Source organism: Dyadobacter sp. HNCC25DJ185 (assembly GCF_056895195.1).
Map to the genome: position 1 here is coordinate 22,735 of NZ_JBXHAR010000013.1, position 16,814 is coordinate 39,548.

Genomic DNA, 16,814 nt, shown 5'->3' on the forward strand with positions numbered 1-16,814 from the left:
GCGATTAGCGGGCTCTACTTTTATAACTTTATTGAATTAAAGGCTGGTCACAGTCCTTTGTATGAATTGTGTGAGGTCATTGCCTGATAACATCCCTTGTGATAGCAATGCTAAGTCATATACCTGTTTCGCCAGTGCTTTTTGACCCTCCTCTGTCTCGGTCTGCAAAATACGCCCAATGACAGGATGGTTCGAATTTAAAGAAACCGTGTACATCAGCGGCATATCACCAAACATAGAACGTTGTCCAGATGAAGCCTGCATGTCGGTCATTCGGCGCATAAATTCCGGAAAGGTGATCACCACCGGCAATTCATCCACCGGCATCGCTTCTACCTGAACATTCGCACCTTTACTTCCTATTACTTCCTCAAAAACCTTTTTGACTTTCTCCTGATCATCCGAAGAAAGAATGCTTTCCAATTTCACATCCTTTTCTACCAATTTATCCAACGTATCCGCATCTACCCGCTTGATACTGACTTTTTCAAGCTTCTGCTCTAAAGCATTAATAAAATGCGAATCAATAATGGTTGTCAGCGAAAGCACATCATAGCTTCGTTTCTTGGCCGACTGGATAAATGCGTCCTGCTTCTTCTCGTCTGTGGTATACAACCAGATTTGTGTGTCATTCTTGTCTGTCTGGTTATCTCTGATGTGCTCACGGTATTCCTCGAAAGTAAAGAATCTGCCCTCCGTGTTCTTCAGCAAACAGAAATCCTTGGCCTTCTCATAGAATTTATCATCACTGATAATTCCATATTTTACAAATAAACCAATATCGTCAAATTTCTTTTCAAAGCCTTCCCGATCATTTTTGAAAATTTCGGAAAGCTTGTCTGCCACCTTACGGGTGATATATCCATTGATTTTCTTCACATTTCCGTCAGCCTGCAAATAGCTCCTTGAAACGTTCAGTGGTATATCGGGTGAATCTATCACACCATGCAATAGCTGAAGAAAATCAGGTACGATATCTTTCACTTCATCGGTAATGAATACCTGGCGGCTATAAAGCTGGATTTTCTCACGCTGTCCCTGGAAGTCATTGCGCAGCTTCGGAAAGTAAAGTACGCCGGTCAGATTGAAAGGGTAATCTACATTCAGGTGGATCCAGAAAAGCGGATCTTCACTGAAAGGATATAATTCTTTGTAAAAGGCCAGGTAATCCTCATCCTTCAGCTCCGACGGGCTCTTGGTCCAAATCGGGTTAGGGTTGTTGATGATCTTGTCCTCAAATTCAATTTCAACAGGAAGGAATTTTCCGTATTTCTCAAGAATGCCACGCAGACGGTGCGCGTCCAGGAATTCTTCCGAATCCGGGGCTATATGCAGGATAATATCAGAACCACGATCGGATTTTTCTGCAGGAGTTAATTCAAATTCTGTTGAACCATCACATTGCCAGCGAACTGCCTCAGCGCCTTCTTTGTAAGACCTGGTAATGATCTCAACATTCTCGGCTACCATATAGGCCGAATAAAAACCAAGACCGAAATGGCCTATGATACCTTTATCGCCTTTTCCGTCCTCTCCTTTGTCCTTATACTTTTCGACAAATTCAGTTGCACCGGAGAATGCGATCTGGTTAATGTATTTTTTAATTTCATCGGCTGTCATCCCGATGCCATTGTCACTGATCGTGATCGTTTTGGCATCTTTGTCCAGCTTTACAACTACTTTCAAATCTCCAAGCTCACCATTGAATTCGCCGTAAGAAGCCAGCTTCTTAACCTTCTGCGTGGCATCAACCGCATTGGAAACTAATTCTCTTAAAAAGATTTCGTGGTCCGAGTAAAGGAATTTCTTGATAATCGGAAAGATGTTCTCGGTATGTATACTGAGATTTCCTTTTTCCTGAATCACTGACTCCATAGTTATGATGTTTTGGTTTTTATATTTTAGAATTGCTTTCTGCTTTGCAATACACGATACAAATATGCGTTCCAAATACAATCAAAATGGTTTTGGCTGACACATTGTCAGTCGACATCAGGTATTAAGCAGGCAAACCAATTGACAGGTAAAACTGAATCGCTTTTTTGCTAATATTGCGATCGGTAAACTACCCAACTAAATTCATCCACTCAATCATACGAGAACACCAAATTGTAGACATGAATCTGATTAAAAAACTTTTTGCTGTGGTGCTTTTTCTTAACGTGGCATCTGCATGCACCACAATGAATTCCGTTCCACTATCCAATTACACTGTTTTTACCGAAGATTTGAGGCGGGACCTCGAAGCAGCTAACATTCCATTGAGCAAGGTGCAGTTTTTCAATGATAAAGGAATCAATATCCGAAGAGAAGTATCTGATCCTAATGATATCAAAGTTAATCCGGAAGGTCAGATTACCATGAGCAACGGGAAAAGCATTCAGACCATTAATGTTCTTCCATTCACACCGGGGGTTTCGCTTGGGTCAGATAATGGCACTATCAGTGTGTCCTGGGACGATACGCAACAGGATACCAAGGGTATGAAATTCAATCTCAGCGGGCAGAATTATTTCCTTGACGTGCTTCCTAACAATAAATTCGAATACAAGGAACGCACATTTGATCTCCAGGGTGGAAACGGCGCCCGGCTGTTTGTTAAAAAAGACCTCTTAAAGCAAGTCAAAAATTCCCGCGAAACCTTAAAAGGAAGAAAAGTCAACCAATAAGCAGTTTCCACAGCATAAGAAAAGGTCAGGAAAATCTCCTGACCTTTTGCTTTAGAATGCGCCGGAAATCAACCCCGGGCAACTTGTATTCATTAGCAGATATAATTATTTCTGGCCGTCACCACCACCCACTACGTCGGTGTTGCTAACAGATTTGGTCTTCTTTTTGGGGGCATCAAAGCTCATTTTGCCAATTGAATAGTTGAGCGTGATTTTGAAATTCCGGTTATAAAGTTGTGTCTGGGAAGATTGGATGAACTGTGGCGAAGTCAGATCGGAAGTGAACTTTACCCCTTTGGTCAGAAAATTCTCTGCTGCAAATCCAACGCTGCCTTTCTTGTTTGCGAAATCTTTCTTGAAGCCCAGGGAGTACATATAAAAACCCGTGCGCGTTCCCTGCAACTGGATTTCCTTGCCGCGGTAAAAACCAAATGCCTGCACCCCCCAGCCTTGTTTGAGTGAGATTTGCGACATCAGCCGACCGCCGTAGTTGAATCCCGAATTGCTGACCGGCACAGACGTTCCTTCCAGGCTAACTGTTTGACCTTCCAGGTACGAATGCAAAATGTCAAGGCTTCCGTTCAGTGTCCATTTGGGCGTGAGGTAAACATTTGCAAAAATATTCATCCCATAAGCCTGCTGCTTGCCAATGTTTTCAAAAGTGGTAACTATGGCACCCTGCAATGTATCAACCGCCATTCTGACCTGCGTAATGGAATTATTGGTCTGACGGGCAAATGCCGATACATTTAAATAGGTCTTTTTGATATTGGTGCTCAAAGCCAGTTCGAAATTGTCGGTCAGTTCGGGGCTTAACGCCGGGTTGCCGGTGCTGATACTTTGTGGATTAGAAAGATTGACGTTCGGGTTTAACTGTTGAATTCCAGGACGCTGGATTCTGCGGTTATAGGCTGCTTTCAATGTTGTACTTCCTGAAAGCGCCTTCGAAATATTAATGCTCGGCACCAAATTTCCATAATTAGGAATGGATACTTTGCCTGCATCACCTAAATCTGCAGTAATTCCCGTGAATTCATATCGGGTACCTGCCTTGAAAGTGTATTTGTTTGGGGTCGTCAATGTGTACGACACATATCCGGCGGCAACGTTCTGATTGTAGTTTAAAGAGCCCGATGGATTTGTTGTACTCAATGAAAAATCACCGGATTCTGTGGCAGTCAGGTATTTATATTCACTGTTAACCGTCCTGAAAATCCCCTTCACCCCGAACTCAATCAGTTGATTTTTAGCGATTGGCGTCTGATAATCAGTCTGTAATGTAAATTCCGAGTTGTAATTTTGGTTTTCGTTTTTCAGTTTACCGCTTACTGCACCCGACTCGTTCAGCAAATCCGTATTGAAATTATTCGTCAGCCCGGTCCGACTGTATAAAGTTGAAATGCTCCACTCCTGCTGCGGCTTGAACGTTCGGATATAGTCGATGTTAAAATCAACCGTTCCCGATAGATCCTTACGGTCTACTTTTCTCTGTGAAGTAGCTCCCAATATGCTGTTTTCGAATTGATTAATGGTCAGGTCCTGCTTCTGAATAAAATTTCTGGTACCGTAACGCAATCCTGCAGAGAGGGCCTGGTTTTTCCCAAGGTCATAATCCCACCCCAATGAATATTGGCCAAATAGTCCCCGGTCCTTTGCATTTGATGATTGGTTGGTGAGGAAAGAATTCCCCTGCGAAAAAGTGGTCTGATTAAGTTCTGAGGTGGCTTTATTATAAAAAGCCCTGCCAAATCCACCCAAAGTGAAACCCATTTTCCCTTTCCTGTAACTTCCGTTCAGTCCCAGGTTCGTACCTCTGTTCCCCACCCCCGAATCAATATTAAGCGTCAGGCCCTGAAGATTATTTTTCTTTGTAACAATATTGATGATCCCTCCTGAGCCTTCCGCGTCATACTTTGCAGAAGGAGAAGTAATCACTTCGACGGATTTGATCATATCCGCCGGGATTTGTTTCAACGCGTCTGCTACATTGCTCGCTATGATAGTCGAAGGCTTGTTATTAATCAAAACCCGGATGTTCGAGCTTCCGCGCAAAGACACATTTCCATCGAGGTCTACCGACAGCATGGGCACTTTACGTAAAAGATCTGCTGCGTCACCTCCTTTCGAAGTAATGTCTTTCTCCGCATTGTAAACGAGCCGGTCTACCTTTTCCTCGACCATTGCCTTTTCACCCGTGATTGTAACTTCCTGAAGGTTCTGAACGCTCGACGCCAGCTGAATTGATCCCAGCTCGATATCTTTTCCCTTTTCAACCTTTATATTACTGATCGTCTTGTCTTTGTACCCAATGAACGAAATCAGCAACTTGTAGGAGCCGGGGCTAACCTTGCCAATAGAGAACTTTCCAGTCTCATCGGCCGTAGTACCATCGATTGCCTTATTGTCGACGGCATTGAATAATGCAATACTCGCAAATTCAACGCCCTTGGAGGCGGCTGAGTCAAGTACAATTCCCGAAATTTTTGAATTTCCTTTTGACGTGGGATCTGAGGCGGCGTTACCGTTTTGCATTGATGCCTGGGCATACAGATTTACACTCAAAATACCCGAGAAGGCGAAAATAAACGTCGTTTTAAAAAATAAAGTCCTTAACTTTTTCATGGATCGAAACGTGATAGAAAGAGATGGCAATTGGATAAGTCCTATTGGATACGATTACCAATGCAAAGGAAACCGATAATATCTGTTTAAATAGTGATAATAGATGGGTTGCTCGTTTTCATCGGCCAATTGCTGGGTTTGTCCGTATCAATTTCCATTGGGGCCATCAATCCCTGATACTCCGGCGGCAGCAAAAGGGCTGGTACAATTTTGGTGAAATGAGTTGCTATAACAATATTGTTGCACTTAATTAATGATTTGTGATTTACTTTGGGGAAGGAACCCAATCGATCAGTCACTCCATTTCGCGATTATTAACGCCTCTTTTCATGAATGAAGTTGCCATAGATTTCAGCAAAGTCCACCAAATACAGGTTTTCGGGATTACGATCATGGAACCATCTACTGTTATTTCAAGTCTGATGATGACTGCAGTATGCATTTATGCATTTTTTCATCTCAACCGACTTGGCCGGGCTCACAGAATGTACATGCAAATCCAATATTTTTTCCTGTTTATGGCCATTGCAACGGCCATAGGCGGCGTGTTGGGCCATGGCTTTTTGTACCTGACCGGGATGCGCGGGAAGATCCCCGGGTGGTTTGCAAGCATGATTGCAGTCGCTTTATTTGAACGCGCGGCGATATGGCACATCAAGCCGCTTCTTCATCAACGAAACGGATTGATATTGGGATGGCTCAATTACATTGAGCTGACCATTTTCTTTGCGCTCACATTCATCACACTAAACTTCGCAATTGTAGAAATCCACGCTTTTTATGGATTGTTTCTCATGTTGTTTTTGATCGAGGTTTATGTGTACCGAAAGCGGAAAGATCCCGGCAGCGTGAATATTTTCATAGCAACTCTGATGGGCGCGCTGGCGGCTGGCTTTCATGCGCTCAAATTTAGTTTTGGACCATGGTTCAATTACAATGACATCAGCCATATTCCGATGGCCTTATCCATTTGGTTTTACTACCAGGGGGCGCGCCATATGACCTACTACGGCGAAGAAAAGATTGTTCCGGAAGAAGTGATAGCAGGCGAGAGTTAATAGTACGCACAAAAAAGGAGGGTTTACGATAAATAAACCCTCCTTTTTTGTGCGTACTATTAACTACTTATTTATTAGGCTGCGGCGTATAACGCAGGTACGGCTTTACAATATTCAAACCCTTTGTGAATTTTTTCTCAGCATCCTCAGTGCTGACAGCTGGTACTACAATCACATCTTCGCCATCTTTCCAATCAGCCGGCGTAGCCACCGAGTAATTAGCCGTAAGCTGCAACGAATCAATTACACGAAGAATTTCATTGAAGTTCCTACCTGTCGAAGCCGGATAAGTAAGCGTAAGCTTAATTTTCTTGTCCGGGCCGATGATAAATACGGAACGCACAGTAGCTTTCTCGCTGGCATTTGGATGGATCATATCATAAAGCAACGCAACCTTCCGGCCTTCGTCGGCGATCAGCGGGAAATTAACTTCCGTGTTACTCAATTCGTTGATATCAGGGATCCATTTGTTGTGAGAGTCGATATCGTCAACACTCACCGCGAGGACTTTCACATTACGTTTTTCAAATTCCCCGTGCAAAAGAGCCGTCTTTCCTAACTCAGTCGTGCAAACAGGTGTAAAGTCGGCCGGGTGGGAAAAGAGCAATCCCCAGCTATCGCCTAGCCATTCATGGAATTTAATAGGGCCTTGTGTGGTGTTTGCCTCGAAATCTGGGGCAATATCTCCAAGTCGAAGTGACATAATTCTTAGGGTTTTAATGAAACATTTAATCTATCAAAGTTATAGACTGAACACAAAAATAGTCAATTAGTTCATTAGGTGATAGATATCTGGTTAATAAATCTGTCCTATAAATTCTGGAACTTATACAGCTTGCGATGTCTGAAATACCAGGGCTTTCCGATTTTAACCTCATTTTAAGTTGCCTTTAATTGCGTTTTAATTGCTAATAAGCTCTTTTGAATAGGAATTTGGGGAACACATCAATCTTCTGAATGCCTGGAAACGGTCACATCGTAAACGCAACAATGAACGCAATGAAAGCTTCCAGTAATTCTTTTGACGAACACGCCGTGCTCCATGAGTTAAAGCATTTTTTACCGGCACAGGCGCCCCTTAAGGACTTTATTCATCACAATACACTTCACGCTTTCCAGACTTTAAAATTCCATGACGGTTTGCGCAAGGCTTCTGAGATCTTAGGCTACAGAGTCTTGCTTTCCATAGAGGAATACAGAAACTTATACAACGAGAAAAAAATCACCGCACACATTCTCGAAAAGGTCCTTTTGGAAAAGAAAGGAGCTTCCAATGCTTCTGAATGGAGGGATAAGGTTTTGTTGAAGAAATTCAGCCCTGCTTTTTCTCCAAGAATCGGCGCACTCAAGGCTATTTGGAAAACGCAGTACAGTATTGACCTGGACTCCTTAGTACATCCGATCCTGTTCAGAATACTATGCAGTTATCTCGATCAGGGAATCTCGATATGGCATTTTCCTTTAGATGAAGAGGGATTTCTGGCCTCGGTACGTGCGATGGAAGCAAATAGTCTTTTTAGTATTTTTAAAACAAGACGCGCTAGAAACCTCCTTTTGTATACTGCTTGTTCGATTCCCGACCTTTTAGAAATTGTGGTTGGAGACGAATCACTTTACGAGCGCTATCTGTTTGATGAGCAATTTGCCCATCAAGGCTGGTCCGGAATGGTTTCGGTAATTGAAGACCATCCCGAAACTTTGCTCGACCGCAGGAAGATCTCGCTCAGTGACCTGATTTCATTTGAGCTACTGCTTGAAATTGATGCCCTCGACAAGCATTTTGGCGAAGATTGGGCACCACTTGCTACAAAAGTTGTTGAAAAACCAATAGATCTATTTGCAGAGGTTCCGGTTACTGAGTTCAGCGAGGTCATGACCATCTGGCAGGAAGCATTTGAATGGAGTTATTACGATCAGGTATTGTCTGCCCTCAGAGTTCAAAAGATAGACGAAAGAGAGCCCAAAGCGAATAGCTTTCAGGCTATGTTCTGTCTCGACGACCGCGAATGCTCGCTACGCCGATACCTCGAAGAATTTGACCCTGCGTGTGAAACGTTCGGAACACCCGGCTTTTTTGGAGTTGAATTTTTCTATCAACCCGAAGACGGCAAGTTTTACGAAAAAGCCTGCCCGGCGCCGGTTAATCCAAAATATCTTGTTAAAGAGATCGGTTCTACCGCCGAGAGAGCGAAAGATGCGTATTTCAGCAAACATTCCCATTCATTTCACGGCGGTTGGCTAATCTCTCAAACACTAGGCTACTGGTCGGCATTCAAGCTCGCCGCTAATATTTTCAAACCTTCGGTGACACCCGCCGCTGCGTCTTCTTTTAAGCATATGGACAGGTTTTCGAAACTGACCATTGAGAACAAAAACCTGGACGATCGTGAAAACGATTTGCAGATTGGTTTTACGCGTGAGGAAATGGCAGATCGCGTGGAAGGCTTGCTCAAAAGCATTGGCCTGGTGAAATATTTCGCACCGATCGTATACGTAATTGGTCACGGCTCCAGCAGTGTGAATAATCCGCATTATGCGGCATACGACTGCGGCGCATGCGCTGGCAGGGCAGGTTCCGTTAATTCCAGGGTGTTTTCCTTTATGGCCAATCACCCTGCGGTCCGCGCTATTTTGAATACACGTGGAATTACGATTCCCGCTTCTACCCAATTCATCGGGGGCTTGCATGACACAACACGCGACGAGATCGTATATTATGATGAGACGTCTCTATCCTCCATCAATTTAGAAAAACATAAAGCCAATGATGCAGTATTCAGTGAGGCGCTAGACCATAACGCCAGGGAAAGGTCTCGTCGATTTGAATCCATAGATACCAGGCTTAGTCCTGAAAAAATACATGAGAAGATACGTTTGAGGTCGGTGTCGTTATTTGAACCGCGGCCAGAACTAAACCACGCAACGAATGCGCTTTGCATAGTAGGAAGAAGGTCGCTGACGAAAAACCTGTTTCTGGACCGCCGCGCCTTCATGAATTCTTATGACTACTCCATTGATCCTCAGGGCGATTATTTATTCAATATTTTGAAAACGGCGGCCCCGGTTTGCGGTGGTATTAACCTGGAATATTTTTTCTCCCGGGTTGACAATCAGAAATTGGGCGCAGGTACAAAGCTCCCCCACAATGTGATGGGACTATTTGGTGTGGCGAACGGAATGGACGGTGACTTGCGTCCCGGATTACCAAGCCAAATGATTGAGATACATGACCCAATCCGCATTCTTTTTATCGTGGAGCATTTCCCGGAAGTCGTTCTGGACGTCATTAGGAGGTTGTATACGGTCTACGAATGGTTCATCAATGAATGGATACATCTGGTGTCATACAATCCCGAAACAAAAGAGCTGATGGTCTTCAAACAAGGCGAATTTGTACCATATAAATCTTACAGTGAAACAGTTGAAGACGCGATCGACCTGGCACCGCTATTTGAGGCTCACCAGGAAAACCTTCCCGTTTATTCAATTCATTAAAATATTAGCTATCGGCGGTCAGTGCTCAGTAAAGCCGCATTTCTGATAAAAACTAATTGTCGATAGCTATTTAAAGACATGATGATATCCCTTCTTCCATTTCTGGTACTGCTTCCTGTCGTGGGGTTTCTGGTCAGCCTGCTGATTTCCGACAAAAAAGAGGGCTTGATCTCAAAAGTGGCGTTCTCAACGGTAGGCATTCATATGGCGGCATCGATGTTTTTCCTGGCCTATTGGCTATTACAGGGCCAGCCGATTCTTGATAAAAAAGGTATTTTTCTTTTCCGCTCGCCTGGCCATGATTTCTTTATTGATTTCTATTTCGATAAAATAACAGCTACCTACCTATTTGTAGGTTCGTTTCTGACTTTTTTGGTTGCGCTTTACAGCCGGACCTATCTACACAGGGAAAAGGGTTACAAACGTTTTTTCAATACCATTCTGTTCTTCTACCTAGGTTACAACCTGGTCATTTTTTCAGGGAACATGGAAACCCTTTTTGTAGGCTGGGAGATATTGGGGATTTCATCCTTCCTTCTGATTGCTTTCTACAGGGAAAGATATCTGCCTGTGAAAAATGCCGTCAAAGTGTTTTCGATTTATCGCATTGGTGACGTTGGCCTGATCCTGGCCATGTGGGCAAGCCAACACCTGTGGCATGAGAACATTACATTTCTGAAATTACGAAACTACGAAATTGTGCATGAGCATCTGCAATCACACTCGCTGATTAGTGTGTTCATTTCCCTGATGATCCTCATAGCCGCTTCCGCAAAATCGGCCCAACTGCCTTTTTCGTCTTGGTTGCCCCGTGCCATGGAAGGCCCGACCCCGTCCAGCGCCATTTTTTACGGCTCGCTTTCGGTTCATCTGGGAGCTTTTCTTTTACTGAGAACATTTTTATTCTGGGAACATCAATTTTCGGTACGCTTCCTGATCGCCCTGGTCGGGTTAGCAACCGCCATCATCGCAACAGGCATTGCCCGTGTCCAATCGTCTGTAAAGAGCCAGATCGCCTATGCCTCCATTGCTCAAATAGGACTTATATTTATTGAAATAGCCGCGGGACTGGAAACCCTCGCTTTGTTTCATTTTGCCGGAAATGCATTTCTAAGAACTTATCAGTTGCTTGTCTCACCATCGGTGGTAAGCTACCTGATCCGCGAGCAGTTTTACAACTTTTCCCCAAAAGCCAGGTCCATCGAGCTTTTTTTTCCAAAAAAACTCCAGTACACTTTCTACATTCTGTGCATTAAAGAATGGAACCTGGACTCCAACATGTACCAATACCTCTGGAACCCGCTAAAAATGCTGGGTAACAAATTGAATTTCATCACGTTCGTACGCGCTTTGCTCATCTTTATCCCGGCCTATCTGATAGGGTTGTTTTGGGTTTATCATAAAGAACTAATCCCACAGCACCTCAACGCTTATCTGCCTTTCCTTTTCTCACTGATCGGACTGATCATGGTTTTGAAGTCTTTCACGGAAAGGGTGAGCACACGCACGAGCTGGTTGCTAGTGATCATGAGCCATTTTTGTGTAGCACTTGCCATTTCATTGAATGATAATTTCAGTTTTGACCAAGTCCACCTGTACCTCAGTGGTATTGTTGTTTCGGGGACAATCGGCTATCTGGTCCTTCAAAAACTCAAATCCTTAGAAGATCACATCGGTCTCAACCAGTTTCATGGACATTCGTATAAACACCCCGGATTGGCATTGGTATTCTTAATATGCTGCCTTGGCTTATCAGGTTTCCCGATCACGCCGACGTTCATTGGGGAAAACGTTATTTTAAGCCATATACATGAGAATCAAATCATTCTGGCATTATTCACGGCATTGAGTTTAATCATCGACGGTCTTTCGATCATCCGGATCTACGCTCGTGTATTTCTGGGCCCGCACGCCAAATCGATTGAGCAAATGGCCTATCGTTCTTCATAATTATAGTTAACCTGTTCGTTTAAGTTGCGGAAACCATCTCATGTTTAAAATGAGATGGTTTTTTGTTTAAATTGAACCATCAGGAAGATTTTTGTTTTCTTGAATAAACAGGAAATTCATGTCGCTCAAACTGCCCGTTTATCTTGATTACAATGCAACTACCCCTGTGGATCCCAGGGTATTGCAGGAAATGTTGCCCTATTTTTCAGATAGATTCGGTAATGCAGCCAGCCGCACTCATGCTTACGGTTGGGAAGCCGAAGAGGCTGTTGATATTGCACGTGAACAGATTGCATCATTGATTGGCGCTCACACACAGGAAATCATTTTTACTTCCGGCGCCACCGAGGCGGTGAATCTTGCCATCAAAGGCGTATTGGAAAATCATTCTGATGGAGAGAAGCATGTGATCACTGTAACCTCCGAACATAAAGCAGTGCTAGACACATGCAGACGTGTGGAGAAGGATGGAGTAAAAGTTACTTATCTGCCGGTATTGAACAATGGATCTGTCGATCTGGAAGAATTGGAATCTGCTATCACCAATCGTACAGTGATGATTTCAATCATGTATGCCAACAACGAGACAGGTTTTGTAATGCCGGTGAAAGAAATTTCTGATATTTCGAAAAAACATGGTGTGATCTTTATGACAGATGCGTCACAGGCTGTCGGCAAAATCCCTGTCCATGTACAATTGGATGGCATTGACCTGATGACTTTCAGCGCACATAAAATATATGGTCCAAAAGGTGTCGGCGCTTTATATGTCCGAAAAAAAAATCCTGCGGTTGGAGTCGCCTCGCAAATCGACGGCGGCGGGCACGAAAGAAATATGCGAAGCGGCACGTTGAATGTCCCCGGCATTGTGGGTTTTGGAAAAGCATGCGAGCTTTGCAGTGATGAAATGAGCTCAGAAAGCAAAAGGTTGAACAACCTTCGGAACCTGTTTGAAGAAAAGCTGTTGGCTCTTGAAGACATCACTGTTAATGCATCGGGACGCCGGCTTCCGCACGCGACCAATCTGTCGTTTCAGGGGATTGACGGAGAAAAAATGATTTTCGAGACAAGCAGCGATCTCGCTTTTTCCAGGAGTTCAGCCTGCACATCAGCCACACTCGAACCAAGCAACGTGTTAAAGGCCATGGGACTCTCCGATGAAACAATCCATAATACTTTCCGTTTCAGCTTTGGCCGGTTTTCTACACACGAAGAAATGGACCATGCTGTTGAAGTAATCTCTAAAATTGTTAAGCAACATCGTCATGAAAGAAATTACGGACATCATAAAATCTTATGAAATTGCCGTGAAGGCCGGGAAGAAAATGGCACTGGCAACTGTAGTCCATGTGGAAGGCTCGTCATATCGAAGACCTGGAGCGAGGATGCTGGTGACCGACGATGGGAAGCTGACGGGAGCGATCAGTGGGGGTTGCCTGGAAGGCGATGCGTTGCGAAAAGCACTGCTCGCTATTTCGCAGCAGAAAAACAAACTGGTAACCTACGATACTACTGACGAAAACGATCCATCCCTCGGCGTTCAGCTTGGCTGTAACGGGATCGTTCACATTTTGTTTGAACCCATTCGCACGGATGAACACAACAACCCGATCGAGCTACTTAAGCAGGTATTGGCCAAAAGACAAAATGCTGTACTGATCACTTTGTTTTCACTCCATTCAAGAACAGCACCACAACGCGGTACCTGCTTTGTGCATTTACAGGCGGATAACACCGTTGTCCATCATTGCCCGGAACCTGAACTGATCCGGGATTTACTGGCCGAATCCAGCGCTGCTTATACTCAGGCGGATTCATTTTTCAAGGCATTTCTTTTCAACAACGAAAATCTGACTGGTTTTGTAGAATATCTCAATACCCCACCCTCACTGATTATCGCAGGAGCGGGTAATGACATCATTCCATTGGTGGAAATGGCTGATATCCTGGGATGGGAAACAACGGTGGTGGATGGGAGAGTCGGACATGCTACCAGACAGCGTTTTCCCAAAGCAACCAAGGTGATCGTTTCTAAGGCTGAGGATGTGCTCAATCATGTCCATACCGACGACCGCACATTTTTTTTGCTCATGACCCATAACTACAATTATGATCTGAATTTATTAAAACAGCTGATTTTTGTTGAGAAATGCACATATACCGGCGCATTAGGTCCAAAGAAAAAGCTCGAAAGAATGTTTTCAGAAATGGAAAATGAAGGCATTGAGATTACAGATCTTCAAAAATCCAGGGTCTACGGTCCGGTTGGCCTGGACATTGGGGCCGAAACTTCAGAGGAAATCGCATTATCCGTGCTCGCCGAAATACAAGCCATTTTAAGTAATAAAAAGGGATTTTCTCTCAGGGACAAGTCAGAGCCTATTCATAACCGCAAGGATCAGAAGGTAGACTATGCCGGGTCGGAAAAAGAAGATTTCCTCTGCAGTTTCTGTCATTTTCCCAGAAAATGAAACAGTATAGCAAATACGGTATCGTCATTCTAGCCGCAGGTAACTCATCCCGACTAGGAGAACCCAAGCAGCTTTTAAAATTTCAGGATAAAACACTCATCCGTCATATCACGGAGACCGCCTTGGCCACCGGTTTTACAAATGTTGTCGTGGTGACCGGTTCAAATGCATCAATGATGGAGTTTGAATTAGGCGGGTTGCCCTGTCACATAGCTTACAATGCTAATTGGCAGGACGGAATGGCCTCTTCTATTCATATCGGCCTCACCAAATTGCAATCCATCAACAATGAATTACAAGGAGCAATCATAGCCGTGAGCGACCAGCCTTTTGTAACGCAACAGCTATTCCAATCCTTAATTGATCAGGCAGATATTTCAAATACAGGAATCGCGGCTTGCTCCTACGCCGATACCTTAGGTACGCCCGTTTTATTTCGAAGGAAGTATTTCGATTCGCTTTTCAAATTGGCTGGGGCCGAAGGCGCAAAAAGATTGCTGATCAAATATGCTGAAGATGTTGCTTTATGTCCATTCCCACTCGGAAACATTGATATCGACACAAAGGAAGATTATAATGCCCTTTTAGAAAATCAAGCAAAAACGCCCGAAAAGTTAATTCCGGGCTAGATTTCCTCCAATTTACGAACGTCGTTATTTAATACCCAGCATTAAGCTGGCACCACCCGCATTGGTAGTTGGCAGAATACCATTCCACTTGGCAACCCATTCTTGCTGAATAAGCAACGGCGTCAACGTTTTCTGGCGAAGTTGGTTTGCCTCGGCTTCCGCCCTGGCTTTGATCAAAGTAGCCTTTGCCTGGCCCTCCGCCCGTGCGATAATCACTTTTGCCTCGGCTTCGGCTTGTTTCGCCATATTTTCGGCTTTTAATCTCGCCTGAATGGAAGTGTTCTTTTCGTCGATCATCTGCCTTAACGATGGCGGCGGTGTGATCGCAGAAGTCAGCTGGTCATAGATAAACCCATCGCGACCTAACGTTTTGGTCAGCACATTCTGAACCCTGTCTTCGAAAACTTCTCTATTGGACATTACGCTGTCGGAGGTAAATGAGTTGGCGGCAATTCGATAGGCGTCATAGATGGTATTCTTCATGAAACCCTGCTGGATTTCTTGTAATGGTCTTCTGTATTGACGATAGATTTGCGGGACTTTGTCCGGATCAATGTGATAGTTAAGCTTTGGATCGACCTTGAATTCGGCAGCATCCTGCGTTGTGATCACAAATGGATCGTAGTCAACACTTTGTGTATAAGTTGGGAATTCAATAATCTTGGTGGTCCATGTGTTGTACCAAACCCTGCCAGTCACTATCGTGATGTTGTCAACACCCTTGTCCGATCCATAGAGATTGATTTTGATACCCACATTTCCCGCATCGATGTTTTCGTATGTAAATGGTTGCGCAATCAACGCAATGACGAGAATGATAAAGGTAAAAATACCAGTGATAATGTTTCTTCTCATGGTCTTACAGTTTAGATTTGATTTGGTTCAAAAGGCTGGCTAAATCGGAAATAAGAAAGTAAAGGGCTGATCCAGCAATTGCCACCCCTCCGAAAACCAGGAGATCCGACTGAGAATTAATGAGTTGCAGCGAATACGTTATTGTGATAATAACAAGGATTACTTTAAGGAGATGTGCCATGTTCTTTTAGGTTTTCAGTAAAAGTAAACTTTACGGGATTGCAACAACCAGGTAAATTATCCAGTGGTCGCTACTGAATATGAAACGCAAAAAAACGTGGTCAAAAAAAATGCGCGCCGTAAAAACAGCGAGCATTTGAACTATGAGTTAAATTGATGTTACAAGGTCAAAAGACCGGCAGCTGCATCATCCACAAACCAATGCAGTTGCCCGGTTACTGGCTGAATAATCTGCGATGGATACAAATCCAGATTTATTTCTCCCTCCAGCACTTCTTTAAGGACTCTGGCTTTGTTTGCTCCTACTGCCATGAATGCAACACATGCTGCTTTATTCACAACGGGAGCTGTAAGCGTGATCCGGTACATGTCCTGAATCGTAAGGAAAAATGAGGTAACCCATTTTTCTGTCTCGTGAATAACCGCTGTGCCCGGAAATAAGGACAAGGTGTGTCCGTCGTCCCCCATCCCATTCAGAACAAAATCAAAAGTGGTTTCAGAATTTGCAAAATACCTTTTCAGGATCGCTTCATATTCAGCCGAGGATGCTTCCGGCGAAATATCGGTGCGCATGACATGAATATGCTCCGGCTTAACCGGCACTTTGTTCAACAACTCCTCAAAACACATCCTGGCATTGTTGCGGGGATCTTCATAAGGCACGTACCGCTCATCTCCCCAGAAAAAATGGACTCTTTCCCAGTCTATAGACTCTTTATGCGGCGATTTTGCAAGCTCGGCAAAAAGTATCTTGGGTGTGTTACCACCAGACAACACAAAGGTGAACCGATCTTTCTCCGTTAGGACTTCTTGAATATAGTCTGCAATCCAGGCAGCCAACTTAACGCTCATTTGTTGCGCGTCCTTCTCAATATGTAGTTCCAT

At 44.0% G+C, this 16,814-nt stretch carries 12 protein-coding genes; 7 read left to right on the forward strand and 5 right to left on the reverse strand.

Features of this window, described 5'->3' with window-relative positions; translation table 11 throughout:
* Positions 1 to 36: 36 nt before the first annotated feature.
* Positions 37 to 1,875: a molecular chaperone HtpG gene (gene htpG / locus AC1XUF_RS28895; RefSeq protein WP_483345349.1), complete on the reverse strand. Its 1,839-nt coding sequence runs from the start codon at positions 1,873 to 1,875 to the stop codon at positions 37 to 39.
* A gap of 242 nt (positions 1,876 to 2,117) precedes the next feature.
* On the opposite strand from htpG, the gene AC1XUF_RS28900 reads away from it, so the two are divergent.
* The gene (locus tag AC1XUF_RS28900) at positions 2,118 to 2,669 is read left to right on the forward strand and encodes a hypothetical protein (protein WP_483345350.1); all 552 of its coding nucleotides are present in this window, start codon (positions 2,118 to 2,120) and stop codon (positions 2,667 to 2,669) included.
* Positions 2,670 to 2,774: 105 nt separating this feature from the next.
* Here the strand turns inward: AC1XUF_RS28900 and AC1XUF_RS28905 are convergent, their stop codons facing one another.
* Entirely contained in the window at positions 2,775 to 5,291 is a 2,517-nt protein-coding gene (locus AC1XUF_RS28905) for a TonB-dependent receptor (protein ID WP_483345351.1), read from the reverse strand.
* Positions 5,292 to 5,620: 329 nt separating this feature from the next.
* Here AC1XUF_RS28905 and AC1XUF_RS28910 point away from each other — a divergent pair, with 329 nt between their 5' ends.
* Positions 5,621 to 6,349 (forward strand): DUF6962 family protein, encoded by a 729-nt coding sequence (locus tag AC1XUF_RS28910; protein ID WP_483345352.1) that lies wholly within the window; start codon positions 5,621 to 5,623, stop codon positions 6,347 to 6,349.
* A gap of 67 nt (positions 6,350 to 6,416) precedes the next feature.
* Here AC1XUF_RS28910 and AC1XUF_RS28915 read toward each other — a convergent pair whose 3' ends face one another.
* Positions 6,417 to 7,052 carry a peroxiredoxin gene (locus AC1XUF_RS28915; RefSeq protein WP_483345353.1) on the reverse strand — a complete coding sequence of 212 codons (636 nt, stop codon included), beginning with the start codon at positions 7,050 to 7,052 and terminating at the stop codon, positions 6,417 to 6,419.
* Positions 7,053 to 7,348: 296 nt separating this feature from the next.
* Here AC1XUF_RS28915 and AC1XUF_RS28920 point away from each other — a divergent pair, with 296 nt between their 5' ends.
* From AC1XUF_RS28920 to AC1XUF_RS28940, 5 genes are all read left to right on the forward strand, one after another.
* Entirely contained in the window at positions 7,349 to 9,844 is a 2,496-nt protein-coding gene (locus AC1XUF_RS28920) for a YbcC family protein (protein ID WP_483345354.1), read from the forward strand.
* An 81-nt stretch (positions 9,845 to 9,925) separates the two neighbouring features.
* Entirely contained in the window at positions 9,926 to 11,794 is a 1,869-nt protein-coding gene (locus AC1XUF_RS28925) for a proton-conducting transporter transmembrane domain-containing protein (protein ID WP_483345459.1), read from the forward strand.
* Positions 11,795 to 11,912: 118 nt separating this feature from the next.
* Positions 11,913 to 13,094 (forward strand): cysteine desulfurase family protein, encoded by a 1,182-nt coding sequence (locus AC1XUF_RS28930; protein ID WP_483345355.1) that lies wholly within the window; start codon positions 11,913 to 11,915, stop codon positions 13,092 to 13,094.
* Positions 13,060 to 14,265, forward strand: coding sequence for an XdhC family protein (locus tag AC1XUF_RS28935; RefSeq protein WP_483345356.1), 1,206 nt, complete (start codon positions 13,060 to 13,062; stop codon positions 14,263 to 14,265). The genes AC1XUF_RS28930 and AC1XUF_RS28935 overlap by 35 nt, the downstream gene beginning before the upstream one ends.
* Positions 14,262 to 14,894, forward strand: coding sequence for a nucleotidyltransferase family protein (locus AC1XUF_RS28940; RefSeq protein WP_483345357.1), 633 nt, complete (start codon positions 14,262 to 14,264; stop codon positions 14,892 to 14,894). The genes AC1XUF_RS28935 and AC1XUF_RS28940 overlap by 4 nt, the downstream gene beginning before the upstream one ends.
* Positions 14,895 to 14,918: 24 nt before the next feature.
* Here AC1XUF_RS28940 and AC1XUF_RS28945 read toward each other — a convergent pair whose 3' ends face one another.
* The gene (locus AC1XUF_RS28945; protein ID WP_483345358.1) at positions 14,919 to 15,749 is read right to left on the reverse strand and encodes an SPFH domain-containing protein; all 831 of its coding nucleotides are present in this window, start codon (positions 15,747 to 15,749) and stop codon (positions 14,919 to 14,921) included.
* 339 nt (positions 15,750 to 16,088) lie between these two features.
* Positions 16,089 to 16,814, reverse strand: coding sequence for a 6-phosphogluconolactonase (gene pgl, locus AC1XUF_RS28950; protein WP_483345359.1), 726 nt, complete (start codon positions 16,812 to 16,814; stop codon positions 16,089 to 16,091).